The organism is Brevibacillus gelatini (genome assembly GCF_050920745.1).
In the GTDB taxonomy this organism is placed as follows: domain Bacteria; phylum Bacillota; class Bacilli; order Brevibacillales; family Brevibacillaceae; genus Brevibacillus; species Brevibacillus gelatini.
On sequence record NZ_CP154342.1, the window covers coordinates 931,359 to 956,390 of the forward strand.

Here is a 25,032-nt window from a genome sequence, read left to right on the forward strand (position 1 = left end):
GAAATCAGAAGCTTGTCTCGCGCCAACAGGCGCAACGCTGGGGATTTCCGGCGTTTTTTTGTTTCGGAATGCTTTTCCTGTTTGCTTTTCTTTGCTAAAGTCTCGACTCTTTTTTCATGATGTGCTATCATGATAACTTGTTAACGTATTACCACTTTATCAGAATGAAATAAATAGAGATGTAGCGAAACAGGGGGAGAATTATCATGAAAAAATTTGCCTTGTTGTCATTGCTTTTCGGAGCTGTCCTTTCCTTGGCAGTTGGCTGCTCCAGCGAAAAAACAGTTGCTGACGACAATCAATTGGTGATCGGGATCGACGACAAGTTTGCGCCGATGGGCTTCCGGGATGAGAAGAACGAGCTGGTCGGCTTTGACATTGACTACGCCCGCGCTGCTGGCGAAAAGATGGGCAAGCAGGTTGTGTTTCAGCCAATCGACTGGGGTTCCAAAGAGTCTGAATTGAACAGCGGCCGGATCGACCTGATCTGGAACGGATACACCATCACGGATGAGCGAAAGGAAAAAGTGCTGTTCACGAAGCCGTATCTGAAAAACGCGCAGGTCGTGGTCACGCTGGCGAATTCCGAGATCACGAAGCTCGCTGACTTGACTGGCAAGGTTGTCGGGCTGCAAAAGCTGTCCTCGGCCGCTGATGCCCTGAATGCAAGCGAACTGAAAAACCAGGTCAAATCAATTACAGAGTTCCCGGACAACGTACTGGCGCTTTCCGACTTGAAAATCGGCCGTATCGATGCCGTGGTGATCGACCAGGTAGTCGCCGATTACTACATGACCAAGGAGCCGGGAGCGTTCAAATTTTTGGACGAGTCGTTGGCGCCTGAAGAGTACGGCGTAGGGGTCAAAAAAGGCAACGAAGCACTGCTGAACGAGCTGCAAAAGGCGCTGGACGCTCTGAATCAGGATGGAACCGCCGCGAAAATCTCGGAAAAATGGTTTGGCGAGGATCGCGTGTTGAAATAATGGAAAGAAACGATGGCTTCGCCAGGGAAACGGGCGAAGCCACGCTTATGTCACGACGAAAAACAAAGGGCAGGCTCTGCCGGGAAAGCCAAAGCCTGCCTGATCCAAACAGGAGCATGAACATATGAGCGCAGACTACATTCTTTCGATTACAAAGCCGATGCTGGAAGGAGCGCAGATGACGATCCTGCTGTTTTTGATCGCCATTGTGCTGTCGATCCCATTGGGCTTTCTCATTACTTTAATGGCGAGAAGCAGCGTGAAGCCGCTGGCGTGGCTGGCACACACGTACGTGTACGTGATGCGTGGGACACCGCTGCTTTTGCAGCTGCTGTTTATTTGCTTCGGACTCCCGCTGTTGCCGGTGATTGGCGAATATTTGGTGATGGATCGCTTCGTCGCTGCCTGCGTGGGCTTTGTGCTGAACTACGCGGCTTACTTTGCGGAAATTTTCCGGGGCGGGCTGTTGTCCATCGACAAAGGCCAGTACGAAGCGGCACAGGTGCTCGGCTTCAGCAAATGGCAGACGACGACGAAGATCATCCTGCCGCAAATGTTTCGCGTAGCACTTCCAGCTGTTTCCAACGAAGCGATCACACTGGTAAAGGACACAGCCTTGCTCTATGCGGTCGCTGTGCCGGAGCTTTTGCATTTTGCGCAGACGGCTGTAAACCGGGATTTTACCATCGTTCCCTTTTTTATCGCGGGTGTCATCTACTTGCTGATGACTCTCTTGTTGACTCTGCTCTTTAAATGGCTGGAAAAAAGATTCAAATTCGAATAAAGGACTGGCGAGAAATGGCGATCATTCAAGTAAGCAATCTGAAAAAATCGTTTGGCGAGCTGGAAGTCTTGAAGGATGTCTCTTTTGAGATCAACAAGAACGATGTGGTCGCAGTGATCGGCCCGTCCGGTTCAGGAAAAAGCACGATGCTGCGCAGCCTGGTCTATCTGGAGCAGGTAAATGGCGGGAGCATCCGTGTCGCAGATGACTATCTGGTGAAGGACGGCGTGTACAGCTCCAGCCAGCAGATCAAGCAAATCACGGCGAAGATGGGGATGGTGTTTCAACACTTTAATTTGTTTCCGCATCTGACTGTGCGCGAAAATCTGGAGATCGCCCCGCAGGTGGTCAAGAGAGAAGCAGAAAACGTCATTCGCGCGCGGAGCGCAGAGCTGTTGGAAAAGGTCGGGCTGGCAGACAAGGCGAATGTCTATCCCGCCAAGCTGTCAGGCGGTCAAAAGCAGCGTGTGGCGATTGCCAGAGCGCTCATGATGAAACCGGACATTTTGCTGTTCGACGAACCGACGTCTGCGCTCGATCCCGAACTGACGGGTGAAGTGCTCCAGGTCATCAAGCAGCTTGCCTCCGAGCATATGACGATGATGGTTGTCACGCATGAGATGGGCTTTGCCAGAGAAGTGGCGAACCGGATTATGTTTATGGATAACGGAGAATTCGTCGAGGCGGGAACGCCGGAAGAGCTGTTCACAAATGCCAAATACGAGCGGACGCGAGCCTTTTTGCAGCGTGCGCTGAAGTAACAAAGTAGCCCTCTGGATGATACCGGAGGGCTTTTGCATGTCCGGTCCGTGACTGTGCTACATGACCTGGTAGTGCAAATAGCGTTGGCTGATAAACGAGTGAAAATGCTCCGTGAACGAGTCGGCATTCAGGAAGGCGTTGTAGGCGTAAGGGGAGACCTTGCAGTAGACAAACTCGCGGCCGTCGTGAAACTGGATGTACAGGTGCTGGGCCTCCAGATCGTAGCGGATGGCTTTGATGAGGTCGGAATCCAGTTGTTTGTATCTGGGCCCTTCCTCGCTCTTGTTGTTGCGAGAAAACCATTGGCGAAAGATAGATTTCACTTCGCGGCAAACTCCTTTTTGTGTTCGATTTCTCCAAGGCTTTTATTTTACTCAAAAACTAGCTTTCAGCATATAAAAATAGCACACCGCCCATAAAATGAGCCAGGAGAATCGCGGGTAGAGCTGCACCATAGCCGCTTTCCCTGCGGCGTCTGCCATCCGGGAGACTTTTTTTTGCAGCACACTCAACCAACGTACAATCAGGCGCGTCTTGCCGCACATACGGTATAAGGATTCCACGACGAACGCGGGAAGGAGGGAGAGGTTTGCCGACCTTTGTGGGAAACGTACACATTGTGAACAATTCGGGTACCGTCCAATTTGGCAACACGGCCAACAACTCGCCGAAGAGCGTCAGCAAAACCTTTTCCGGTGCGGGGAGCGACAACAGCGGCAACGTCGTGAATGTCGTCACCGAGCGAAGCGAGACGAACACATGGGACATCGGGGGCCTCAAGTGCTCCAGGTGTTCCATGTGCAGAAAACGGTCCAGACGGGCGAAGGGGCGGAAGCGGATATAGCGTTTTTGCAAGCAGGCAGTTGCAGCGGTGTGGACAAGCCCAGGCTGGCAGAGGAAGTTAGCAACCAGTCTACCTGCTCTGTACGGATACTTCCTGATCGTTAAGCAGTTCATGCAGCACGATCGGCCAGCGCTCAAAAACTTCCTTGCCGAAGATGACTTCGTCTACGTGACCGACGTGCAGCATGTCGATGATGCGGCACAGATAAGATTTTCCCATATTCCACCAGGTGTTGTAGTCATCAATGAAATAAATGTGCCGGATTTTCTTTTTTGTTTCTGTCGAAATGGCGTTGATCTCAAAGCCGTCCAGTTGTGTCTCATACACGCCGTCCGCGATTCTGCTGCCAAACGTGGTGGTATAGTAGTATTCTTTTATTTCCCAGATTGCGAGCGGATTTTCCGTACTTGGGTAGGCTCCGTCAAAGCGTCTGGACAAAATGCCTTGCAGCCTGCCGAGTTCGTCTGTGATGTAGGACAAGCTTAGCGGGTTATCGTCAAATTTGACATCACGTCCATACAGCAATCCGTTCTGTTTGGCATATGTGCGAAGCGTGTGTTCCGTCAACATATTGACAATGCCTGTAAAGTAGGCGTAGTCCTTTTTTCGCCTTTTTGCTTGTTAATCGGGAGGGCACACGTATAGCCGTTCTTGTCATAGAGCTCCCCCCGCAGCTTGTAAAACGCTTCTCTCGCCGTATGTACATCCATGAAAAACTGCCTGACCGTTCCGTTCAGCACATCTGCCCGATAATCGAGGTATGCTTTCACGTCGTCCAGCATTGGCTGGTCAATGACAATCCCAAGTTCCTGCAGCTTGGAGGTCATTTCCGTCGGCGAATACTTTTTAATCTCTCCGCCTTTGGAGTAGTTGAGCTTTTCCGAGATGAGCTTCGTATACGCCCAGAAAGCAGAGTCGCGATGGAGAAACTGCGGATTAGGTTTCATGGTGTTATTCCCCTTTTTCAATCAGTAGAAAGACGGAAGAGACATGGGTGCGCAAAGCGTTTGCCAGTTTCACGATGTTTTCCAGCGACACGTTTCTTTCACCGCGTTCGACCTCGCTGATGTAGGTGCGGTGTAAACCGGTGCGCCCAGCCAGTTCTTCCTGCGTCAATTTTTGTTCCGTGCGCAGTTTGCGGATCACTGCCCCAAATTGTTGTTTGATTTTTGTATGTTCCATCGGGTATCAACCACTTTGTATCCATTTCTTTCTTTTTCCATTTGAAACAAAAGTACTATCATGTAGACTATTGGTCTACAGACTATAAGTGACATCATGGATACTTTTTTCTCTCCATTCATGCTAAAATGGGGCATGGTTGTCAGGAGGTTTTTCATGATGAGTCGAAAAGTGCAGGCCAAGCTGGAAACGAAAATAGCGGATGTCCCGCAGTTGCTGAAATGGGTCGGGAATAAACACCGTTTTGCAGAAGAGATCGTTTCCTATATGCCTGAAAAAATTGACACGTACATAGAGCCTTTTCTCGGAAGTGGTGCCGTATTGGGAAAGCTGGCAGCGGAAAAGCAAAACAGCCTGTTTCCCCGATACAATCAAGCGATTGGCGGGGATATTCTTCCTTTTCTGATCGGTATTTTTGAGTATGTCAAAAATGATCCGGACACATTGATCCGTCATTACGAGACTTGTATAAAAGATTTTAACGCGAACAGGGAACAAAAGTATTTGGAAATCAGGGAACGGTTTAATCGAACTTTCAATGCCCTTGACTTTGCCGTATTGACCAGGACGTGCTATTCGGGTGTCGTCCGCTTTCGCAAAAGCGATGGCTATATGAGCACACCAATCGGGCCGCACAAGCCGATTCCGCCAGAGGCGTTTGCCAGGCGCGTAGAGATTTGGCACCAGTTGGTAAAAGAAGTTACGTTCCTGCATAAAGATTTTCGAGAAGTGATGGAATTGGCGGGCGAAGGCGACCTGGTTTATTGTGACCCGCCGTACACGCACAGCCAAAGTATTTTGTACGGTTCGCAAACATTCAGGATCGAAGACTTATGGGAAGCGATATACGCCTGCAAGCAAAGAGGGGCAAAGGTAATGCTCTCCATTAATGGCCAGAAAAAATCGAAATCCGAAGACATCGGTGTGAAGCCGCCGGATGGCTTGTTTGCGAGAAGTATCGTGATAAATTGCGGGATTTCCATGATAAACCGTCTGCAAAGAGTCGGCGAAGAAATGGTCAATGAAGATGTGCACGACAGGCTGTTGCTCACTTGGTAATCTGGCAATGGAAAAAGAACCTGGCACCTGCACGGGTTCTTTTTTTTGCGCCTTTGATCCTGGCTTTTCCGGCAGCGAACTTGTTCCACCGCGCAAGAAGTTTGCAAAACTGTCGCTTCTGACAGACGGGCCGTACATGGTAAAATAAAGCAAACTTGTTGTAACATAACGCGATCCTTGGCATGAGGGTCATTTTTTTTGAACGATCTGCACATTTTTGAAATTTATCGGCGCCGTGCCTGCCGCATGAGCGCAAACGGGTGATAGATGATGAGAAACAAACTGATGGAAGTTTTGACGCAAGAAGAGTGGGAAGAACTGCTGCAGGAAAAGGACGGGGAGTTAAAGGCCGTCTTGCGGGAGCTGGCTGATGTCAAGTATGCGCTCGACCAGTCGACGATTCTCGCCATTACCGATCACCGCGGAATCATCCTGCGGGCGAACGAGCAATTTTGCCGAATATCCAAATACAGACGCAGCGAGCTGCTCGGGCAGGATCATCGCCTGCTTAACTCCGGGTACCATCCCAAATCGTTTTTCAAGCAAATGTGGAAATGCATCGGCTCGGGAAAAGTGTGGCGGGGAGAAATCCGCAATCAGGCGAAAGACGGCAGTCTGTACTGGGTGGACACGACGATTGTCCCCCTTGTCAATGCAGAAGGGAAAATCTATCAGTACGTTTCGATTCGCAACGACATTACGGCGCGCAAGCAGATGGAGGAAGAAGTCAGAAAGAGCGAGGAATTGTACCGGCTGATCGCGGAAAATACGTCAGACATCATCAGCATGATTAATGTCGAGGGAGATTTTTTGTACTTGTCTCCGGCGCACAAGGCTGTGTTCGGGCACGACATGCCGGATGAACGCTTTCACAACCTGTTCGAGTGGATTGTGGAGAGCGACAGGGACATTTTTGCCTATGCGATTCAGCATACGTATTCGACGCGAAAAGAGTACACGGTGGAATGTCGTCTCCAGACGCGCAAGGCGAAGACGATCTGGACGGAGAGCAAAATCAACCCGATTCTGGATGAAGAGGGGAACGTGAGCAAGCTGTTGCTCGTCACGCGCGACATCACGGATCGGAAACAGTCGGAGGAATTGATTCACCATCTGGCTTATCACGACCCCCTGACAGACTTGCCGAACCGGCGCATGTACGTTCAGCATCTGAGCAGGGAAATCATGCATGCCAAGCGGTTCCAGTCCAATCTGGCCGTACTGTTTCTCGATCTTGACCGCTTCAAGGACGTCAACGATTCTTTCGGCCATGATGTGGGGGATTTGCTGCTGGTGGAAGTGTCCAACCGTTTGCGGCAGTGTCTGAGACCCGGCGATGTCGTGGCGAGGCTTGGCGGAGATGAATTTACGGTGTTGTTCAGCCAGTTGAACGATCGGGAGGAAGCGGCGGTGTTGGCCGACCAGATCATGAATGCGCTGCAGGCGCCGTTTGAGTTTCACGGGCATTCCTTCAACGTGTCGTGCAGCATCGGGATCGCTTTGTTCCCGCAGGATGGCGATAATGCCGAGGATTTGCTCAAGCGGGCCGACACAGCACTGTACACGGTCAAATCGCACGGCAAAAACGGGTATGAATTTTTTGATCCGACGATGGAGGCGAAGTCGCTTGAGCGCATCCTGATGGAAAATGAGTTGCGCAAGGCGATTGAGCAGGAGCAGTTCCAAATTTACTACCAGCCCAAAATCGACATCGTGACAGGGACGCTGACCGGGATGGAAGCGCTCGTCCGCTGGGTTCATCCGGAGCTTGGCGTGATTTCGCCGAATCGGTTCATTCCGATCGCCGAAGACACCGGAATGATTCTCAGTCTGGGGGAATGGATTCTCCGCCAAGCGTGTCGGCAAAATAAAATGTGGCACGATCAGGGCTACTCGCTGAAGGTGTCCGTCAATCTGTCCGGGAAGCAAATCTATCAGAAAGACTTCGTGGATATGATAAAAAATATTTTGCAGGAAACCGGGCTGCCTGCGGAGAAGCTGGAGCTGGAAATTACGGAGAGCATTTTTATGAAGCTGGAAGAAGCCACGACTGTTTTGCAGCAAATTCGCGACATCGGCATTCACATTTCCATCGACGACTTTGGAACAGGCTACAGCTCGTTCAGCTATATTAAAAGCTTGCCGGTAGACACGATCAAGATTGACGCGTCCTTTATCCGGGATATTCACTATAACCAGGAAAGTCAGGCGATTGTCAAAGCGATCGTGACGATTGCGCAAAGCCTGAACATGAACGTGATTGCAGAAGGCATCGAGCTGGACGATCAGGTGGCGGCCCTGCAGGAAAATGGCTGCGATCTCGGACAGGGCTATTTGTTCAGCCGTCCGTTGGCTACCGATGACTTTGACCGTTATTTGCGCAAGGAATTGGCGTAATGCCCATCGCGGCAAGCGCTTGAATAAGAGCGCACACAAAAAGCTCTGAAGCACCCCGGCAGCAGGAAGCTGGGATCGCCCCTTTGCGGATATCATCGCGGATGTACGTCGAGCTGATGCCCATGTTGATGCCTTGCGCAACAGCGGGTCTTCCGCGACCAGGTCGGCAGGCGGAGGCAGCGCGTCCAGCTCTATACTTGTCGTGTCTTCCAGAGCTTATTTTTTCACGACAGGCATGCCCAACTGGTTTTGAAAATGTCCCAAGGCCCACTCGTGTCCGACCGGATTGAAGCTGGCGACGGCATCCTCGTGAATGACGACGCGAAACCCTTGGTAAAAGCCTTCAATTGCTGTATGCAGGACGCAAATGTCGGTGCAGACGCCGACAAGGTGAATTTCCTCGATGCCGCGCGAGCGCAGCTGCAGCGCGAGGTCTGTTCCCTGAAAGGCGCTGTAGCGGGTTTTGTCCATCCAGTAAATCGTGTCCTCAAATTCTTCATAAATGTCCTGAATGCTGCCGTACAGGTTGCGGCCAGCGGTGCCGATGATGTTGTGCGGCGGGTACAGGCCGGTTTCCGGGTGGTACGGGTCCTGCTCCTTGTGGGCGTCCACGGCCATCACGACAAAATCGCCTTCTGCGAGAAAATCGCGGATCAGCTCGCCAATGCGCTCTTCGATAACCTGGCCAGGTTCCTTGCAGGTCAGCGCTCCATCGGCCGCGACAAAGTCATTCGTGTAGTCGATCACGATCAAGGCTTTCATGGAAATCAACCTCCTGAAATAAGTGTGGTCGTGCTTTTTGGAAAGCATGGCAGTGCGTGTGGCTTGCAGGCAGCGCACGCTCCTGCTCTTCTTTCTGTAGTGCATAGCGCAGTCGGTTTACATTGATTTTATGGTATGATAACGTTTTAACAATGTAAATACGACGATACAAAAATTTTCCAGCAAAATAGAGACATTTGAGAGACTCAAACGCTGGGGATAGGGGAGATCCTGCTTTTGGCAGGGCGAAAAGGTCTTTCTCCCAATAAGTTGTCGGTTGACAACGGCCGAAAACCTTTTTATAATCTGAGACATTCACTCATACGATACATGGCTGTGATAAGGAAAGTAGAAAAGAGATTTGACGTCCAGAGAGCTGCCTGATTGCTGGGAGGGCGGCCGCGAACTCTTTTTGAAAGCCACCTTGGAGCTCTGCTTTTGAACCTTCAGTAGAAAGCAGCGGACTTTTCCCCACGTTACGGGGTGCATGTCTTCGCTTTGGAGACTGCGTGAGTTTGCCTTTTGCGAGAAAGGCAAAAAAGCTGAGTGGTACCGCGATACCTTCGCCTCAGCAATCCGATTCATGAGATCATGAGTCGGGTTGCTGGGGCTTTTTGATTTTTGCCAAAAAGAAAAAGAATGGAGTGGTAGGGAATGGATCGCTTGAAGCAAAGGGAACTGTTGCACCTGTTGGAAGAAGACAGCCGCATGAGCGCCGAGCAGATCGGCAAAATGCTGGCAGAGCCGACTGAGGTAATCGAGCAGGCGATTGCGGAACTGGAAGCCGAGAAGGTGATCGTGAAATACCCGGCGCTGGTCAACTGGGAGCGCGTGGAAGACCATCCGTACGTCAACGCCATGATCGACGTCAAGGTGACGCCCAAGCGCGACGTCGGTTTTGATGAGGTGGCCCAGCGCATTTGCCGCTTCCCGGAAGTGAAGGCCGTCTACCTGATGTCCGGTGCCAGCTACGATTTGTCGATCATTCTCGAAGGAAAGACGATGAAAGAGGTCGCCACCTTCGTATCGCAAAAGCTGGCGACGCTCGACTCTGTGGTGTCGACAGCCACGCACTTTATTTTGAAACGCTACAAGCACGACGGCATTGAGCTGGAAGATCGTGACGAAGATCGCAGGATGGTGGTTACGCCGTGAGTACACAACTGACAGTCAAAAAAAATCGTTTGTCTTCTACAGTCGCATCCTTGAAGCCATCGGGCATTCGCCGCTTTTTCGACCTGGCGGCGTCGATGGAAGGGGTCATCTCTTTGGGAGTCGGGGAACCGGATTTCGTGACGCCATGGCGCATGCGCGAGGCTTCGATTTCCTCTCTGGAGCGCGGGCACACTGCGTACACCTCCAACGCAGGGATGCTGCCGCTGCGCGTGGAGATTCAAAAGTATCTGGAAGAGCGCTTTTCGGTCAGCTATCATCCCGAGACGGAAATTCTCGTGACCGTTGGAGCCAGCGAAGCGATTGACATCGCGCTGCGCGCTATCCTCGATCCGGGCGACGAGGTGCTGGTGGTCGAGCCGTGCTACGTCTCCTACGAGCCTGTGATTCGTCTGGCAGGGGGAGTGCCGAAGTTTTTGAAAACGACGATGGAGAACCAGTTCAAGCTGACGCCAGAGGAGCTTGCGGCAAACATCTCCGAGCGCACAAAAGCGATCATCTTCTGCTATCCGAACAACCCGACAGGAGGTACGATGACGGCAGACGAATGGAAGACGCTTTTGCCGATCATCGAAAAGCACGACCTCCTGGTGATCTCCGACGAAATTTACGCGGAGCTGACTTACGGACGCATGCACGACAGCATCGCGGCTCTGCCGGGGATGAAGGAGCGGACGATTTTGATTTCCGGCTTTTCCAAGGCGTTTGCCATGACGGGCTGGCGTCTCGGGTACGTGTGTGCGACGCCTGACCTCCTGGCTGGCATGCTGAAAATTCACCAGTACACGATGCTGTGTGCGCCGACGATGGCACAGATGGCGGCGCTCGAAGCTTTGCGCCATGGGCGCGGCGATATGGAGCGGATGATCGAGAGCTACCGCCAGCGCCGCAACTACGTAGTCGACGGCTTCCGCCAGATCGGGCTTACATGCCACGAGCCGGACGGAGCGTTCTATGCATTCCCTTCCGTGGCGGCCACAGGACTTAGCTCTGCCGAGTTTGCCGAAAAGCTGCTGATGGAAGAAAAGGTGGCGGTCGTACCGGGTGACGTGTTCGGCGAGAGCGGACAAGGACACATTCGCTGCTCGTATGCAACGTCCATGGAGCAGTTGAAAAAGGCGCTGGAACGGATGGAGCGCTTGATGGGACGATTGCGGTAAACAGAACAAGAGGAGGACAGTCGCAGGGCTGTCCTCTTTTCTGTAGCGGTCGCGGGTAAGGTCGTCTATGTGAGAACGACAAAAGGCAACGACTCGTACTGTTGATTTACCTGATCGTTTTTCCATGCTTCGGCTTTTGCGGTGTTGCTTTCATTCAGCGCTGTCTGCGACACAAAAAAAGATTCCCTGCGATTGAGGGAATCTTTTGGCGTGCTGGCTGCAGACGCTGTATCTTACTCATCCATGCTGAGATCGACTTTGTCCAGCGGCACCAGCTTGCTTTTTTTCGTATATTTGTAAACGAGCCAGACGATCAAAAACAGCGGAAGTCCGATATAAGAGACGAGAACGCCGTTCCAGTCGATTTCTCCGCCCAGGAACGCGGAGTAGTTCTGGCCGATAATGACAATGCAGCAAATAATGAAAGCGAAGATCGGACCGAACGGGAACAGCTTCGCCCGGTACGGCAAATCGCGCAGATCGCGTCCTTGCGCCAAATAAGCTTTGCGGAAGCGATAATGGCTGATGGCGATTCCGAGCCAGGCGATGAAGCCGGACATACCGGAGGCGTTCAACAGCCACACGTACACTTCACCATCACCGAACAGCGAGGACAAAAACGCCAGTGCGCCAATGGCAGCCGTCATGATGAGGGCATTGACGGGTACGCCGCTGCGTGTCACTTTGGCAAACCATTTGGGTGCTTTGCCTTCTTTGGCCAACACCCACAGCATGCGGGTAGAAGCGTACATGCCCGAGTTCCCTGCTGACAGAACAGAAGTGAGGATGACCGCGTTCATGACGGAAGCGGCAAAGGCAAAGCCGGCTTTTTCAAATACAATTGTAAACGGACTGATGGCAATATCGGTAATATCGCCGCTGATGAGATTCGGGTTGTCATACGGAACGAGCAGTCCGATAATCAGGATCGCGAAAATATAGAAGAGAAGGATGCGCCAAAAAATCTGGCGAATCGCTTTCGGGATGTTGCGGCCAGGGTCTTCGCTCTCCCCGGCAGCTACACCGACAAGCTCGGTTCCCTGGAACGAGAACCCGGCAATCATGAACACGCCCAGGAGGGCCATGAAGCCGCCGTTGAATGGCGCATCGCCTTTGGTGAAGTTTTGGAAGCCGACTGCTTCGCCGCCCATGATGCCAAAAATCATCAGCACACCGATCGCGATAAAGGCAATGACCGTCACGACTTTAATCAGGGCAAACCAGTATTCCGATTCGCCGTAGCTTTTGACAGACAACAAGTTAAGAGTAAACATAAGGGCGAGGAACAGGGCACTCCACAAAATGGCGGGAGTATCCGGGAACCAGTATTTCATAATGAGCGCCGCGGCGGATAGCTCGACGGCAATCGTAATGGCCCAGTTGTACCAGTAATTCCAGCCCAGCGCGAAGCCGAGCGACGGATCGACGAATTTGGTAGCGTAGGTGGAAAAGGAGCCGGATACCGGCATGAAGGCTGCCATTTCCCCCAGGCTGGTCATCAAAAAGTAAACCATGATACTGATGGCGATGTAGGCGACCAAGGCTCCGCCTGGTCCAGCTTCGTGAATCGAGCCTCCACTCGCCAGGAACAGTCCTGTTCCGATGGAGCCGCCAATGGCGATCATCGTCAAATGGCGGGCTTTCAAACCACGTTGCAGTTGATTCTGTGACATACGATGCTTGCACGACCTTTCTGAAATTTTGAGAAGGTCGGTCGGAAACGAAAAAACCGCCAATAGCCAAAAAACGGCACAGGGCGGTATAATCCAATCCCCACCAAGCCTTCACTGAAGATAGCACACCACGTTTGCCCGGCATGCAAACGTGACAGTTCTGTCCCTTTCGGGTACAGCCCCAGCCCATGCGCACAGAGATACGCGATGAACTTCGGCGACTTTTCCCTTTCCTGGAGTCATTGATCTCTTCTGAATCTCGTACAGGATGACATAAAAGCCGCGACCTCTATCCTCACCGTGAATGATGAGGATAACATGTATTGAATTGATTTACTTATCAACTATATAAGATTGGTGAGGATTTATCAATGTAAAAGTTTGGCTATTCAAATGACCGACGCGCAGGCCAGGAGCCTTGCAGCTTGCGGATTTGCACGATTTGTCCTGTGTGAAAAGCGTCATGGAGGATGATGCTCATCACCCTTTGCCCGGCCGGGATGCTCGGAAGCGGCTGATCGAACTGTTCCTCTGACAGCGCGGCGAGCTTTTCCTGAATCTGCTGATGGACGGCTTCCAGGCGCTGCAAGGTAGCTTGCCAGGCAGCTTCGTCATCAGGTCCTCCCGAAGGCCGGAACGTGTCGTCGTTCGTCTTGGCCGTATGGATGAATTCCGTGCCGGACAGACGATGCAGCAACTGTTCCTTGTAGTAAAGCAGGTGGCTGACATTTTCCCAAATCGTGTTGGCGGCCTCGCCTTCCGGTCGCCAGCTTGCTTGCGCAGCCGTTACTCCGGCCAGGGCGTCCTTGAGCGGCGGAAACCAGTCTTCCTTGTCATACGTGCATTCCCAGTAGTGAGCAAGCAGTTCCATCCGGTTCATGTGGTTCCTCCTCGTCTATTAAACAGATTGGTGAAGCGTTATAATGGCATGGCAAAAAGAAATGCTTTGTAACCAACAAAAATGGTTATGATAGTTACAGAATTAAGATACCATATGCTGGTTTTTCATACAAGAAGCAAAAGAGAAGAAGAACAGATGGGGGAAGAGTGAAGTGGACTGGCTGTGCATTGATTTTTTAAACAGTGATTGGCGTGACTCGCGCGGTTCTGGCCGCAGGGAAAATCGGCTGGCGAAGCAGGAATGGCTGGAGCGGTTTTTGCGGAGGTACGATTTGCATGCTCCGTTGCCGATTGATGAGGCGAGTGCTGCGGCGCTGCTCCATATGCGCGAATATATGCGCGGCTTGCTGGAGCAGGTTGTGCGTGGAGAAGTTTTGCGCCAGGAGGATTTGGAGGAGTTGAATCAGACGCTCGCGAAGGCGCCTTTTTACGTTCGCGTCATCACTGCGGACAAGGAGAGCGGCTATCAGCAGGAGATGGTCAGCACCGCAAGCGGCTGGGAGCTGGTGATGGCCCGCATTGCGGCTTCCTTTGCCGAACTGCTGCTTCCGGCGCACGTACAACGCGTCAAGATTTGCGACAACGAGGACTGCCGTTGGGTGTTTTACGATGAAAGCCGCAACCGGGTGCGCCGCTGGTGCGATGACAAAATGTGCGGCAATCTGATGAAAGTGCGCCGTTTTCGGGAGCGGCAAAAGGAGAAAAAGTGAGGGGATACGAGGCGCTATGGAAGATACCAGCGCCTTTTTGTTTTGGTTGGAAAACCGAATGGCGTTCGTACATGAGGACGAGTTTTTCAGCAGGAAAAGGCAAAGGACGCACATGGAAAGGAAGATTGAGACATAATAAGAAGCAAGCAATGCGGGAACGGAAGAGAGGTGGCAAAATGAGTCGGAAACGGAAACGATTGTGGAGGGTACTGGTGCTGTTTTTGCTCGTCGGAGCCTGTACAGCGATCTGGTATTTGCGGCCTTATCAGCCCAGTCAGGCGGCAAAAGACGCGATGCAGGGAGGCGAAGGAATTACGGTGATCGACACGGGGGACTGGATCGCTTTTGAAGGAGGGGAAACGCGTGAGCCCGGTCTGATTTTGTATCCGGGTGCCCTGGTCAAGGCGGAGAGCTATGCGCCAATTGCCCGCGCCCTGGCTGGTTCCGGCTATCGGGTATTTATTGCACGGATGCCGCTGAATTTGGCGATCACCGATGTCGAGCGGGCCAACCAGGTGTTAAAAGCGTATCCGCAGCAGTCGTTTGTCATCGGGGGGCACTCTCTCGGCGGCACGATGGCAGCCAGATACGCGGTCAGCCAGCCCGACCGGATTGAAGGCGTCATTTTGCTGGGAGCATATCCGGACAAGCGCGGGAATTTGAAAGAAGCGGGTGTACCCGTACTGTCGCTGCTCGGCTCGCGCGATGGAGTCATTGACCGGAAAAAATACGAAGAGAACAAACAATTTTTGCCTGCGAAGACGGTGTACATGTCCATCGAAGGCGGCAATCACGCGCAGTTTGGCAGCTACGGGCCGCAGGAGGGCGACCAGCCTGCTGCCATCACACCGCAGGAGCAGTGGCAGCAGACCGTGGCAGCGATCAAGGACTGGCTACTGACCGATGTCATGGCCCGTTAGCGAGATGATGCCCGATACGACGCCGGTGATGCGGATGTTTTCGGACGGCAAAAGCAGCGGCTCGTCCTCTGCGCGCGTCGTCGTAAACAGGCATTCCACCGGATTGACGTCCGCGGCGATCCGGACGAGAAACTGCCCTTCCTGCCTGATAAGAACAGGTCTGTTGTGAATCGGCTCTGTGGAAAAGTCGGAGATGAGCAGCGCATCGCCCGGCATGATCCCAAGGCCGCGCAAACCGTCGTCACGCATGATAAGGGCGAAGCGCGCCACATGGTAACTTGCCACCTCAAGCGACGGTCTGAGCGACAGCTCCTCGTCATGGTCGAGGGGCAGCTCGAAAAAATCGCGGCTGTAAGCGTCGCCGGCTATGAAAATACGTTTCAAGAAAATCGCCTCCGAAAAGATGGTCAGTCAAAAATCGAGCGTCCTGCTAATCGTAGACGGGAAACCCTTTGGCGTACAGGCGGCTGAGAATCCGTTCAAAACGGGTGCGGGCAAGCGCGAGCGGAACCTGGAAGCGGGCCGCCAACAGAGCGGGTGCCTGGTAGCGCGAGCAATCCGCCAGCACGGAGCCCATCATGTAGTACGGCATCAAGAGGTGCTCGGCGAAGTGGTTCGCCTGTGATTCCTGCCAGTCGATCATCCATTCGCTGCATTGTGGCTGTACCCCTTCGTGCAGCAGCAGGTGCCCCAGCTCATGGGCGATTTTTACCCGCTGCGTCGCGGTGTCCAGCCGCTCGTCTACGGCGATGATGTAGCGGTTCGGCTGGGTAGGGTGTGCGTGGGCGCGGCTTCTGCCGTGGATGAACCGGATCTCGATGCCGTACGTTTCGCAAAGCTGCGTCAGGTTGATTTGCTCTGGCAACTCTATGCCGTGATGGCGAAGCAAGAGGTACACGCGGCTCTCCAGCCATGTTTGCGGTTTGCCAATTTCTTGCAAAAGGGAGAAGTGCATCAGGAACCTCCGGAAACCATTGGAACATACGTTCTGTTTTGTCGCGAAAAGAATACCCCCGTGAAGGGGTTATTTTTTTTTCAGTTCTTCTGTGATGTCAAACAAGGAAGGTGGACGTGTCTCGCGCACCTGGCGCGTTTTCCACTGCCTTTTCAAGTCGTACCAGTAGCGGCGGATTTCTTTCTTTTCCTCCTCTGAAGCTTCCAGATAGCCATCCAAAAAGTAGTAGTCATCCGGATCGTCGATCTTCTCCTGCAACAGCTCGTCCAGCGAGCGGTGGTCAGCCTGCGCAGATGCGGTAGCGACATAGGCAGCCCCATCGTCGGTCCGTCCCAGGAGCCAATCGGTTGTTACCTCCAAAATGTCAGCGAGTTGCATCAGCATGTCATTGGGAGGGGTGCTGTGATTGTTTTCGTAGTTGCTGATCGTTCCCTTGGTCGTGCGGACACGTTCTGCCAGCTCTTCCTGGGTCAGACCTTTTGCCTTGCGAGCTGTTCGTAACCGCTGAGAAAGCATGAGCGCGCCAGTCCTTCCATTGCAGATGTACAACTATATTGTACTAAATCAAAAGCAGAAAGGAAAGCTTGTATGTCAATTTTGTATTTTTTGTTTGACATACAAGAATGTTGTACATTATGATGCTTATACAAACAAAAACAGGAACATTTGTTCTGTTTTGTGCAAAAGGAGGTGGACGCTTTGTTGGAACAAGTGCCTTGCGCCGCTGGGCTGTCGCAGAAGCGATCTGGATTTGCTGCGAGAGCAGGCCATGCATGAAGACAAGAATGGAAGCGAAAAAAGGAAGAGGTGAGAGTACATGAGAGGAAAAACGGTTGTTTTCCTGCTGCTGCTGGCCGTTTTCGCCGTTGCTTGCTTTCCTGGGCGGACGGTTACAGCAGGAGAAGATCCGCTCGCTGACATCTACGAGATGGACCAGGAGTTGTTGAAGCTTTCGCAGACGTTTGCCTTTTTCCAGGAGGTCGCGTCGCGCAAAAATCATGTGACGCTTGCAAAGCAAATGGGCGAGGAAGCGTCCGCCCTGATCGGACAGGCCAAGGAGCTGCATCACATCGAGGCAGCAGCGAACACGGCAGAGCGGGCCAGGCAGCAAGCGGCAGTGGAGCAGCAGTTGTTGGCGAAAAAAGCGCCGCTTGCTGACTTGCTGCGCACGTACAACGAAAAGGCGGACGCTTACTGGGAGCAGCTTTTGCCAGAGTTGTCCGCCGCCAGAACGGACAAAAGCAGCGCGAAGCAAATGAGTCTGCGCGCAGCGAGCGCCGTTCTGGATCCGTTCGAGCCGAATGACGATTTCGATACGGCTTATCCGATCACGAGAGGAAATTTGTACAGCGCCAAGCTCTCCAGAAAAGAGGACATCGACGTATATCGCTACGATTCGGGAGCGCAAGCCGGACAAGCCACGGTCACTTTGTCCGTCCCCAACGATGTGAATTACGACCTGATTGTCGTCGAGGCACCGAACAAGGTACTTGGCACGAGCATGAAGTCGACATTGGGGCAAGACGAGATCATCACGTTCCAGGTCGAGCCGCACAAGACGTATTATTTTTCCGTATTCAGCATGGATCGCCACTACAGCGAAACTTCGGAATACACGCTCGCGCTCAGCGAAGTGACGACGGTGCTCGGACTCAATCAGCCTGTCGATATTAGCCTGCCTGCCGGAGAAATTCCAACGTATCGCTTCACGGCTCCGATCACAGGCAACTACCGGATTTACACAAGTCCGTACGGCGGTTTTGGGCCACTGTTCGACACCTTTCTGATCCTGTCTCGCGATGAGCAGTTGAAGCAAATCGTGGATTTCAACGACGAAGCGACGCCAGGCTCGCTCTTTTCCGAAATCAACGTTCCGCTTGAGGCAGGGGTAACGTATTTTGTCTACGTCACCTCCTATGACAAGACAAAAGGCGTTCACGCCAGACTGACAGCAGCGCTGGATACAAAGGCAGCCGTTGCCGCGTCTGTCCTGCATGAATCCGCCGCCAACGACGGAAGCGTCACCGAGCAGCAGGCCATCACGATCACGAACGGAATGCTTGCAGCGGATGCAGCAAGCGCAGTATCTGTCAGCAACGTGCCGCCCGGACTGACGCCGATGGTAACAAGGGACAGCGACTCCAGGCTGACGATCCAATTCGCGGGAAAAGCGCTCGCTCACGAGCACAAGCACAGCGTGGAGAATGTGTTCGTGACGATTCCCAAAGCCAAGGTGGCCGGGATGGATGCAGATGTAATCGCGGGTCCTTTTGCCATCGAATTTGCCGACACAGAAAGCTTGTTCATGAACGCGCCGCAAGATGTCCATTTAGGGCCAGGCGGCAAAAAAATCGTGAAGTTTACGCCGCCTTCTTCGGGCAGCTTCGAGATTTTTACGAGCTTTTACGGCGGCAATCCTGCGGAGGGGGCGAACAATACACAGCTTGCCGTCTATGAAGATTACGCAGGCACGCGGCTTTTGGCGGTCAATGACGACGGCGATCAGCCGCCTTTTTCCAAGGTGAGTCTTTCCATGCAAAAGGGAGAGGATTACTACATCGCCTTGTCAGCGGCAGACAACGGCGCGGTGCATGCGCGGCTTGCTGTCCGTTACTTGGGCGTGGAATATGTCTACAACACAAAAGGCCAGCTTGTGCAGATCAGGCAAAACGGCAAAATATTGACGGAGTTTACGTATGACGGCAACGGAAATCTTACGCGCAAGCTGATTCATCAATAAGAGGAGGGATAGGATGCGATACAATCGCTGGATGAAGAAAATCGCAGGCGTGGTGCTGAGCGGCTCGCTGCTTATGCCGAACATGGCTTTCGCAGAGGCGAGCCTGCCAGCGAAGCTGCAAGCTTCCGACGCTTCGCACGCAAGCGCCGCGACCAAGAAATGGCTTTCCGCTTATCAGGCGGCCGTGCAAGCGGGAGCGGGTAAAAAGGAACAGCGGCCGGATGAAAAACCGACCTACAGCAAAGCAGAGGTAATGAAGCTGGACTGGACGCCGCTTTCAGCAGAAAGCGTCTGGCAGTTGTACCAGACAGGTGACAGAAAATTGCTGCAACTTGCGGCGTATGTGTATCCGCAGGTCGACCAGCTTTTGTCTCATGACGAGCAGGTCGACAAGTACCGGTGGGAGGGCGAGACGTTCCAGCAGAAAATGGACGGACTGTCCGCTGCCGAGAAAAAACAACTGGAAGCGTACGTGCCGCAGGTCGTGGCCTTGTACGAAAAAGGCAAGCAGGCAGCGGCAAGCAATAAGGCTCTGTCGGCCAAGGAAAAGGCGACGGGCAGACTGGCACCAACCGCGGCTGCGACGACAAGCATCCCCGACGCCATGTTCCAAACGGAGGGCTTGACCTACAAATACCAGCGCACCGACACGGACAATCCGGTGGACGAGCTGTATCGGTCGGCCAACGTGCGGGAAGTCGACGTCCACCTGGAAGGCAAGCACGGCATGGATTTGACGATCGAGCGCCGCTATTCGTCGCTCGATGCGATGACGGAAAACATTTACTTTTCTTCATCGGGCAAAAACAAGACGTATCCGCTGCAAGGGGACTTCAATCCGTTGCCGACGGGCTGGAGCTACAATTTTCCCAGCTTCAGGGAAGTCTGGAAGGAAGACGCGAAGTGCGGTTTCCGCGTAGATGGGTCCAGATATACGTGCGGGTCGACCAGTGAAGGCAAACGGTACATTTTTACGCTGGAAGACGGGACGATTCTGGAGTCGTCGTCCATAACAGGGGAATGGGTGAACACGCCGTATAAGCCAAACGGTGGCATGACCTCGTATCGCAGTCGCTCCGGGGAGTTTGGCGACAACCATATCGTCACCCTGTCCGTGGATGGCAACACGTATGATTTCGGCGAGGAGACCCACTATCGCAACGACGAAGCGTACGTGACCTATCTGGTCAAAAAGACGAACGTTTACGGCGATACGATCCACTACCGCATTCCCGAAGATTATCGGCAGCCAATCGAGATTACCGACAGCGTCGGCCGCCTGGTTGTCCTGGAACGCAACTGGGACATTGATCTCAAGGTATATCAGGACAGCAGCAAGACGAAGCTGCTCAAGCATCTGCAATACGATAAAGGAGTTACGGGAAGCAAAGACCGGGTCATCGAACATAGCGTCACGGGCGGAGAGAGCAAGGTCATCGCCGAGTACACTTACCTCGATCCGCAGACATACGGTACAACCGAGTTCAACCTGCATCCCGGCTACAGCTTTCCGGCTCCTGACGGCGTCATCGACTTTGACGACGGCGGGCTGGAATCAACAGCGTACACGAGCCTGGACCAATCGCGAAAAGCGACCGTCCGTTACAACCTGCTGAAACAAGTCACCTATCCGGTAGAAGGCTTGGCCATGACCTATACGTACAGCTTGTACCAGCCGGATGCACCGGGCTTTCTCGACCGGGGCGTGACCCGGATTTATCACGACAAGGAAGCCTTGACGTACACCAGCTATTTGCCGGTCACGGCTGTCAACTTCCGCTTTGCGAAAACGCCGCATCCGGACCAGCCTGCGACCGAGTGGTACTCGTACACGAAATACTACCCGCACATCACGAAAGAAATCTGGAAGTCGCCGAAGACGAAATCGGGACGCCTGGCGAATCAGTCGCTGGCCAGGGATGGCTCGGTCGTCGTATCGCGGATGGTGCAGGAAGGCTTGCCAAGTGAAGACAAGACGTACCGTGCCAACGAGGACCGCAACTTCGTGCTGCAATCGGTGAAAACGTATGTCGGCAGCGGAGCCGACCAAGACACGATCCAGGGCGCGCTTTCCTTGACGGAAGACGGCAAGACGTATCGGTACGCGCCAGCGAGTTACACGAGCTATTTGTACGAAGAGCGGGCGACCAAACCAGCCTACGTGTACCACTTCCTCGGCCGTCCGGCGTCCCTGACCGCCGACGCGGACATTTACGCGTTTCTGCTTGCCCCGACTTCAGACCGACTGGACAAGGTGCGCGCAAGGCTCGGCCGCTACGCGCAAATCACCCAATACGGCTACAACGCGTACGGCGATGTGACGAAGGAAATCGATCCAAAAGGCAACGTCACGCTGCTCGAATATCTCAATCTGTCCGGGATGCGTGTCCCGTCGAGCGTGAAGAAAACGGCCGTGGACAACCCGAACCATTTTCATCACGAGACGTACACGTACGGAAGCAACCGCCTGGTGGCGACAGAAAAAATCGTCGACTCGTACCCGGACGGCACAGGGACCAAAGTAGTGCAGGTCGACCGCACGTACACCTACAACGACAAAAAGCAGCTAACTTCTGTTACGGAAACGAGCACCGGACCCGACGCCAAGACCGTAACGCAAAACATTACGAGCTACGATCCGCTCGGCCTGTATCCGTCTGACATCAGCCTGCAGGTCGAAGTGGCGACCGGGCAGAAGCAAACCTTGTACCACGTCTTTGTCTACGACGGACTCGGCCGCCTGACAGCGCGCGCCTATCCGGACAACACCGTCGTCTTGTACGAGTACGACCTGCTCGGCCGCCGGACCAAAGAAAGCGTGACGAGCAAGCAACAGACACGGACGACGACGTACGCCTTCGACGACTCCGCGCGCAAAGTCACAATGACCCTCCCGGACGGCAGCAAACAGGTCACTCAGTTTACGCCATACGGGGAGGTCGAGTACGAGGCGCAAATTGGCACAGACGGCAGTGTCCGCCCGCTTTTGTACAACACGTATTCCCTGGACGGCAACCACCTGTTGTCCAGCGCTCCGTATGCGGACAACAATCGGGCGACTACGTACGTCTATAATGCAGACGGCAGCGTCTGGCAGAAAAAAGACCCGGTCGGCACCACCGTGTACCTGACCGCGAACGCAGTCAGTGACGGAATCAACTACGCGCCTGCGCTCACCCGCTTGACATTGGGACCGAACGGCTTGCAAACCGTACAATACCACGACCGCTACGGCCAGGTGGAAAAAGAAGTTCAACGAACCGGAATCGGTGCCCAAAGCTTGACCACCAGGTTCGTTCGCAACGCTTTTGACCAGGTAATTCAAAAAACGGAGACCGACCAGACCGGAAAAAGCCGCACCTGGGAATATCGCTACACCAACGACGGCAACCTCACCGATCTGCGCGATCCCGAACAAAACCGCTACCACTACGAATACGACACACTCGGCAATCTCGTGACGGTCACGGAAAACCAGGTGCTGACGACGAAAAACCATTACAACGCCCTGTCCTGGAAGCTGAGCGAGCAGGACGTCCCTTCCGGCGCGACCGAGTCGTCTTCCTACAATCCAAACGGAACGTTGAACACCTTTACCGACAAGGCAGGCAACCGCCACGAGTATCGCTATACGCCGTTTTGGGAACTGGCGAGCATCACGACCCGCAACGCAGCAGGCACGGTGACGAACCTGGAGACCAAAGAATATTTCCCGAACACCTCGCTGGTGCAAAAGGAAACGAACAGCAACGGCGCGGACATCCTCCCGACAGCCAGCAACTACCGTGAGATCACGTACAGCTACGATGCGCACAAGCGCCTGAAAAGCCAGACCGTGTTTGGCCGCACGTACCAGTTGGGCTACACGGATCGCGACGAGCTCCTGGATTCGCTCACGTATCCGGACGGTACCACAGTGAGCTATCGGTATGATGCCGCCGGGCGTATGGTGGAAGTCAATAGCGGACTGACGGGAAAAATCGAGTACGCGTACACAATGGACAACACCGGGGAGCAAACGCAAACGACATATCCGAACGGCCGCGTAAACAAGCGCAAAGCCGATTCCTTCGGACAAGTCGAGACAGTGGTGCACGAGAAGAACCAAGCCGCCATCTGGCAAGAAGCCAACCAGTATTCTTTTGGCAATGTGGTTTCCATCCAGCGCAATGGTGTCAGCCGCAAGTTCGAATACGACAAAATCGACCGTTTGACCAAGGAAGTTGTTCCAGGCACGACGAATCAATATTCGTATGACGGCCGCGGCAACCGCTCGGCTTTCACCGGCACCCTGCCAACCGACGCGGACAGCTTTACCTACACCTTCGACAAACGCAACCGCTTGCGAGGCGTTTTGAATGAAACAACAGGCGAGACATCGACGTATACGTATTACGGAGACGGTCTGCGTGCAACGAAAACGGAAAACGGTGCGCAAACCAAGTATGTCTATTTAAGCGGCAAGGTTATTGAAGAGCTGGACGCGACAAACCAACTGAAGGCGCGCAACATCTGGGGCAACGAGCTGCTGTTCCGCCAGGACGCTTCGGCTGGCAAAAAGGGATATTACCACTACAACAGCCACGGTGATGTGGTCACCATCTCAGACGCAAACGGCCAGGAACTGAACCGTTACGACTACGACACCTGGGGCAATGTCATTTCAAAGACAGAGGGGATGTCCAACCCGTACCAGTACAGCGGCGAGATGTACGAGGAGCAGACAGGCTTTTACTATCTGCGGGCGCGGTATTATGATCCGAAGGTAGGGCGGTTTGCTTCGGAGGATACGTATAAGGGTGCGGTGGATAATCCGCTGTCGTTGAATAGATATACGTATGTGCATAATAATCCGTTGAGGTATTGGGATCCGACTGGGCATTGGAGTACGGATGTTACTGCTAACTGGACAATTAATGAAATGAAGTGGCAATACCAGAAAGCAACTACTGAAGAACATAGACAATATTGGGCTAATCAGGCGGACGCACTTCGTGATAAAATGAGAGCAGCAGGTTATTCCGAATCTGACATTATGCAAAGCTCGGATTACATGATACCAGAAGAAATAGTGAATCAGCTTGCTTGGGATATCACAATTCAAAAAATTGAAAGTGACCCGTACGGCTTCGGTTTATTCGTTCATTCAGCAAATGCTGTTCAATACGCTCCTCTCGGTGGTGCTTTTGCAGGAAGTCTTAAAATTGTTAGGACAGCGACATCAGTAATAAAAAATGATAAGCGGCTTGTGAGGGCAGCTATGGAAATGGGGAAAGATCCAAGAGTCCAAGCTGAGGCAGACAATTTAGTTAAGAGTTTTCTGAGGGGGAATACAAATCCAGGTAAAGGCTCAAAATCGCTTGGATTTGGAGGAATTTATGAAATGCGTGGTGCAAATGGAGCAAGGGTATACTTTAAGAACGTGGAGAGTGGAATCGAAATCGTTGGTAAATCAAATAAAGCAAACCAAGATGATGTTATTAAAGTATTAAGAGAACTTTATGGTAAATAATCGGGAGGGGAATAGTTATTTGGAGAATTATGTGATAAAGTATCCTCCATATTTTGATGAAATTGAGGATATTGAAAACGATAATATTGATGTTTTTATTGAAACAAAAGACGGATTTACTTTTTCCTTAGCTGTAACGACTCCCAAGTATTTAATTTCGTATATGGATAAGGAAAATATGGACTTTATTCCTGCTGCACCTCCAGAGATCATTGTAAAAAAACTCACAAAAGAAGTAATAGAGAAAGTAATTAAGACTTATATAGAGGATGATGCGTATTGGTTAAAGCTGTACTTTTTAGCAGGAACAAATGACGGGGTTTTTGATGTGACAGAAATGGACAAAATAATAAATAGGATTAAAAGAAAAAATAAAGATATCTTTAAATGAATTATTTACCCCAAAACGAGTAATCAACGCTCGTCTGGGGTTTTCTTGTGTATTCGGGATGTCTTCGTCTGCAAGGGAAGGGGTGGCTGAGTGTCAAACACAAGACCAGTTGGTTATTTTCCGGA

23 protein-coding genes, 1 riboswitch and 1 other annotated feature are annotated in these 25,032 nt (G+C 52.7%); of the genes, 13 read left to right on the top strand and 10 right to left on the bottom strand.

All coding sequences use genetic code 11. From position 1 onward, the window contains the following. The first annotated feature begins 206 nt into the window (after nt 1-206). The 3 genes from AAFJ72_RS04870 (at nt 207) to AAFJ72_RS04880 (ending at nt 2,528) form a co-directional block, all read left to right on the top strand. Nucleotides 207-983, top strand: a complete 777-nt coding sequence (locus tag AAFJ72_RS04870) for an amino acid ABC transporter substrate-binding protein (protein WP_122906917.1) — start codon at nt 207-209, stop codon at nt 981-983. Between the two features lie 124 nt (nt 984-1,107). After that, nucleotides 1,108-1,767: an amino acid ABC transporter permease gene (locus AAFJ72_RS04875; protein ID WP_122906916.1), complete on the top strand. Its 660-nt coding sequence runs from the start codon at nt 1,108-1,110 to the stop codon at nt 1,765-1,767. A gap of 14 nt (nt 1,768-1,781) precedes the next feature. After that, complete coding sequence (locus tag AAFJ72_RS04880) at nt 1,782-2,528, top strand: amino acid ABC transporter ATP-binding protein (protein ID WP_432776266.1); 747 nt, start codon at nt 1,782-1,784, stop codon at nt 2,526-2,528. Nucleotides 2,529-2,585: 57 nt separating this feature from the next. Here AAFJ72_RS04880 and AAFJ72_RS04885 read toward each other — a convergent pair whose 3' ends face one another. Beyond that, nucleotides 2,586-2,852, bottom strand: a complete 267-nt coding sequence (locus tag AAFJ72_RS04885) for a KTSC domain-containing protein (protein ID WP_432776267.1) — start codon at nt 2,850-2,852, stop codon at nt 2,586-2,588. A gap of 266 nt (nt 2,853-3,118) precedes the next feature. Between AAFJ72_RS04885 and AAFJ72_RS04890 the strand changes: the two genes are divergently transcribed. Further along, nucleotides 3,119-3,373: a spore germination protein gene (locus AAFJ72_RS04890; protein WP_432776268.1), complete on the top strand. Its 255-nt coding sequence runs from the start codon at nt 3,119-3,121 to the stop codon at nt 3,371-3,373. A gap of 69 nt (nt 3,374-3,442) precedes the next feature. Here the strand turns inward: AAFJ72_RS04890 and AAFJ72_RS04895 are convergent, their stop codons facing one another. The 3 genes from AAFJ72_RS04895 to AAFJ72_RS04905 are packed head-to-tail and all read right to left on the bottom strand — an operon-like array spanning nt 3,443 to nt 4,555. Beyond that, nucleotides 3,443-3,943 (bottom strand): DUF7687 domain-containing protein, encoded by a 501-nt coding sequence (locus AAFJ72_RS04895; protein WP_432776269.1) that lies wholly within the window; start codon nt 3,941-3,943, stop codon nt 3,443-3,445. Next, nucleotides 3,937-4,320, bottom strand: a complete 384-nt coding sequence (locus tag AAFJ72_RS04900; protein WP_432776270.1) for a DUF7690 domain-containing protein — start codon at nt 4,318-4,320, stop codon at nt 3,937-3,939. Before AAFJ72_RS04900 ends, AAFJ72_RS04895 begins: the two co-directional genes overlap by 7 nt. Before the next feature lie 4 nt (nt 4,321-4,324). Then, on the bottom strand, nt 4,325-4,555 hold the full coding sequence (locus AAFJ72_RS04905) for a helix-turn-helix domain-containing protein (protein WP_432776271.1): 231 nt from the start codon (nt 4,553-4,555) through the stop codon (nt 4,325-4,327). Nucleotides 4,556-4,711: 156 nt separating this feature from the next. On the opposite strand from AAFJ72_RS04905, the gene AAFJ72_RS04910 reads away from it, so the two are divergent. Together AAFJ72_RS04910 and AAFJ72_RS04915 are read left to right on the top strand one after the other, a co-directional pair. Continuing rightward, on the top strand, nt 4,712-5,614 hold the full coding sequence (locus AAFJ72_RS04910) for a DNA adenine methylase (protein ID WP_432776272.1): 903 nt from the start codon (nt 4,712-4,714) through the stop codon (nt 5,612-5,614). A gap of 285 nt (nt 5,615-5,899) precedes the next feature. Further along, nucleotides 5,900-8,011, top strand: coding sequence for an EAL domain-containing protein (locus AAFJ72_RS04915; RefSeq protein ID WP_432777148.1), 2,112 nt, complete (start codon nt 5,900-5,902; stop codon nt 8,009-8,011). Nucleotides 8,012-8,227: 216 nt separating this feature from the next. Here AAFJ72_RS04915 and AAFJ72_RS04920 read toward each other — a convergent pair whose 3' ends face one another. Continuing rightward, nucleotides 8,228-8,773, bottom strand: coding sequence for a cysteine hydrolase family protein (locus AAFJ72_RS04920; RefSeq protein ID WP_432776273.1), 546 nt, complete (start codon nt 8,771-8,773; stop codon nt 8,228-8,230). A 327-nt stretch (nt 8,774-9,100) separates the two neighbouring features. Then, nucleotides 9,101-9,347, top strand: a binding site (T-box leader). Between the two features lie 80 nt (nt 9,348-9,427). Here AAFJ72_RS04920 and AAFJ72_RS04925 point away from each other — a divergent pair. Then, nucleotides 9,428-9,928 (top strand): Lrp/AsnC family transcriptional regulator, encoded by a 501-nt coding sequence (locus tag AAFJ72_RS04925; RefSeq protein ID WP_122906909.1) that lies wholly within the window; start codon nt 9,428-9,430, stop codon nt 9,926-9,928. Next, nucleotides 9,925-11,106 carry an aminotransferase gene (locus AAFJ72_RS04930; protein WP_432776274.1) on the top strand — a complete coding sequence of 394 codons (1,182 nt, stop codon included), beginning with the start codon at nt 9,925-9,927 and terminating at the stop codon, nt 11,104-11,106. The genes AAFJ72_RS04925 and AAFJ72_RS04930 overlap by 4 nt, the downstream gene beginning before the upstream one ends. 233 nt (nt 11,107-11,339) lie before the next feature. Here AAFJ72_RS04930 and AAFJ72_RS04935 read toward each other — a convergent pair whose 3' ends face one another. Together AAFJ72_RS04935 and AAFJ72_RS04940 are read right to left on the bottom strand one after the other, a co-directional pair. Further along, entirely contained in the window at nt 11,340-12,779 is a 1,440-nt protein-coding gene (locus AAFJ72_RS04935) for an amino acid permease (protein ID WP_432776275.1), read from the bottom strand. Between the two features lie 113 nt (nt 12,780-12,892). Beyond that, a riboswitch (Lysine riboswitch) is annotated at nt 12,893-13,079 on the bottom strand. A gap of 85 nt (nt 13,080-13,164) precedes the next feature. Next, nucleotides 13,165-13,659 (bottom strand): DinB family protein, encoded by a 495-nt coding sequence (locus AAFJ72_RS04940; RefSeq protein ID WP_432776276.1) that lies wholly within the window; start codon nt 13,657-13,659, stop codon nt 13,165-13,167. A 172-nt stretch (nt 13,660-13,831) separates the two neighbouring features. Here AAFJ72_RS04940 and AAFJ72_RS04945 point away from each other — a divergent pair, with 172 nt between their 5' ends. Next, nucleotides 13,832-14,389 (top strand): CGNR zinc finger domain-containing protein, encoded by a 558-nt coding sequence (locus AAFJ72_RS04945; RefSeq protein ID WP_432776277.1) that lies wholly within the window; start codon nt 13,832-13,834, stop codon nt 14,387-14,389. Between the two features lie 176 nt (nt 14,390-14,565). Further along, nucleotides 14,566-15,309, top strand: coding sequence for an alpha/beta fold hydrolase (locus AAFJ72_RS04950; protein ID WP_432776278.1), 744 nt, complete (start codon nt 14,566-14,568; stop codon nt 15,307-15,309). Here the strand turns inward: AAFJ72_RS04950 and AAFJ72_RS04955 are convergent. From AAFJ72_RS04955 to AAFJ72_RS04965, 3 genes are all read right to left on the bottom strand, one after another. Continuing rightward, nucleotides 15,283-15,693, bottom strand: coding sequence for a hypothetical protein (locus AAFJ72_RS04955; RefSeq protein WP_122906904.1), 411 nt, complete (start codon nt 15,691-15,693; stop codon nt 15,283-15,285). The two genes, AAFJ72_RS04950 and AAFJ72_RS04955, sit on opposite strands and share 27 nt — an antisense overlap. Before the next feature lie 46 nt (nt 15,694-15,739). After that, on the bottom strand, nt 15,740-16,264 hold the full coding sequence (locus AAFJ72_RS04960) for an ImmA/IrrE family metallo-endopeptidase (protein ID WP_122906903.1): 525 nt from the start codon (nt 16,262-16,264) through the stop codon (nt 15,740-15,742). A gap of 69 nt (nt 16,265-16,333) precedes the next feature. Beyond that, a complete protein-coding gene (locus AAFJ72_RS04965) occupies nt 16,334-16,780 on the bottom strand; it encodes a helix-turn-helix domain-containing protein (protein ID WP_122906902.1) in 447 nt (148 codons plus the stop codon). Between the two features lie 301 nt (nt 16,781-17,081). Between AAFJ72_RS04965 and AAFJ72_RS04970 the strand changes: the two genes are divergently transcribed. Genes AAFJ72_RS04970 through AAFJ72_RS04980 form a run of 3 tightly spaced genes read left to right on the top strand, consistent with a single transcriptional unit; the run spans nt 17,082 to nt 24,907 of the window. Beyond that, complete coding sequence (locus AAFJ72_RS04970) at nt 17,082-19,004, top strand: hypothetical protein (protein WP_432776279.1); 1,923 nt, start codon at nt 17,082-17,084, stop codon at nt 19,002-19,004. A 13-nt stretch (nt 19,005-19,017) separates the two neighbouring features. Then, a complete protein-coding gene (locus AAFJ72_RS04975; RefSeq protein ID WP_432776280.1) occupies nt 19,018-24,516 on the top strand; it encodes an RHS repeat domain-containing protein in 5,499 nt (1,832 codons plus the stop codon). A gap of 19 nt (nt 24,517-24,535) precedes the next feature. Continuing rightward, a complete protein-coding gene (locus AAFJ72_RS04980; protein WP_432776281.1) occupies nt 24,536-24,907 on the top strand; it encodes a hypothetical protein in 372 nt (123 codons plus the stop codon). Nucleotides 24,908-25,032 lie beyond the last annotated feature (125 nt).

What these genes read in the sequence shown, in the direction of transcription:
- AAFJ72_RS04870 (WP_122906917.1), top strand. Translation starts at nt 207, where the DNA reads ATGAAAAAATTTGCCTTGTTGTCATTGCTTTTCGGAGCTGTCCTTTCC.
- AAFJ72_RS04875 (WP_122906916.1), top strand. Translation starts at nt 1,108, where the DNA reads ATGAGCGCAGACTACATTCTTTCGATTACAAAGCCGATGCTGGAAGGA.
- AAFJ72_RS04880 (WP_432776266.1), top strand. Translation starts at nt 1,782, where the DNA reads ATGGCGATCATTCAAGTAAGCAATCTGAAAAAATCGTTTGGCGAGCTG.
- AAFJ72_RS04895 (WP_432776269.1), bottom strand. Translation starts at nt 3,943, where the DNA reads ATGTTGACGGAACACACGCTTCGCACATATGCCAAACAGAACGGATTG.
- AAFJ72_RS04900 (WP_432776270.1), bottom strand. Translation starts at nt 4,320, where the DNA reads ATGAAACCTAATCCGCAGTTTCTCCATCGCGACTCTGCTTTCTGGGCG.
- AAFJ72_RS04905 (WP_432776271.1), bottom strand. Translation starts at nt 4,555, where the DNA reads ATGGAACATACAAAAATCAAACAACAATTTGGGGCAGTGATCCGCAAA.
- AAFJ72_RS04910 (WP_432776272.1), top strand. Translation starts at nt 4,712, where the DNA reads ATGATGAGTCGAAAAGTGCAGGCCAAGCTGGAAACGAAAATAGCGGAT.
- AAFJ72_RS04915 (WP_432777148.1), top strand. Translation starts at nt 5,900, where the DNA reads ATGGAAGTTTTGACGCAAGAAGAGTGGGAAGAACTGCTGCAGGAAAAG.
- AAFJ72_RS04920 (WP_432776273.1), bottom strand. Translation starts at nt 8,773, where the DNA reads ATGAAAGCCTTGATCGTGATCGACTACACGAATGACTTTGTCGCGGCC.
- AAFJ72_RS04925 (WP_122906909.1), top strand. Translation starts at nt 9,428, where the DNA reads ATGGATCGCTTGAAGCAAAGGGAACTGTTGCACCTGTTGGAAGAAGAC.
- AAFJ72_RS04935 (WP_432776275.1), bottom strand. Translation starts at nt 12,779, where the DNA reads ATGTCACAGAATCAACTGCAACGTGGTTTGAAAGCCCGCCATTTGACG.
- AAFJ72_RS04940 (WP_432776276.1), bottom strand. Translation starts at nt 13,659, where the DNA reads ATGAACCGGATGGAACTGCTTGCTCACTACTGGGAATGCACGTATGAC.
- AAFJ72_RS04950 (WP_432776278.1), top strand. Translation starts at nt 14,566, where the DNA reads ATGAGTCGGAAACGGAAACGATTGTGGAGGGTACTGGTGCTGTTTTTG.
- AAFJ72_RS04960 (WP_122906903.1), bottom strand. Translation starts at nt 16,264, where the DNA reads ATGCACTTCTCCCTTTTGCAAGAAATTGGCAAACCGCAAACATGGCTG.
- AAFJ72_RS04965 (WP_122906902.1), bottom strand. Translation starts at nt 16,780, where the DNA reads ATGCTTTCTCAGCGGTTACGAACAGCTCGCAAGGCAAAAGGTCTGACC.
- AAFJ72_RS04970 (WP_432776279.1), top strand. Translation starts at nt 17,082, where the DNA reads ATGAGAGGAAAAACGGTTGTTTTCCTGCTGCTGCTGGCCGTTTTCGCC.
- AAFJ72_RS04975 (WP_432776280.1), top strand. Translation starts at nt 19,018, where the DNA reads ATGCGATACAATCGCTGGATGAAGAAAATCGCAGGCGTGGTGCTGAGC.